The organism is Phytoactinopolyspora endophytica, from assembly GCF_004138495.1.
GTDB lineage: Bacteria > Actinomycetota > Actinomycetes > Jiangellales > Jiangellaceae > Phytoactinopolyspora > Phytoactinopolyspora endophytica.
The window spans coordinates 256,248-256,538 of the sequence record NZ_ML142855.1 but is presented as its reverse complement, the minus strand read 5'-3'; the positions used below and the strand labels follow the sequence as shown (position 1 = coordinate 256,538).

Here is a 291-nt window from a genome sequence, read left to right as displayed (position 1 = left end):
CGGGAGAGCACCTGATCGCGGGCGTACGTGAGGCCGTCTTCCAGCGGTCGCTACCGCTGGAAGACGGCCTTACGTACCAGCGGTCGCTACCGCTGGCCACGCAACATGTGCGGATCGTGGGATCCCGGACCGGCGAGCGCGCCGGCATCATTGGGGCCGCGGTCATGGTGATCGACCATGCCCTCTCCCCCGCCGAGGTCGACGCGCTCGCTCAGCCCTGACGTCACGCTAGCGGCCCTCCTCCGTCGTCGTGGGCCGGGCAGTCGCCGCAGACCCAGCCGGCGGCACGCG

Annotated in this window: 1 pseudogene; it reads left to right on the top strand. The window is 71.5% G+C overall.

Annotated features, from left to right (window positions below):
* Positions 1-221 (top strand): annotated as a pseudogene (locus ELR45_RS16010) (hypothetical protein); the annotation flags it as partial.
* Positions 222-291 lie beyond the last annotated feature (70 nt).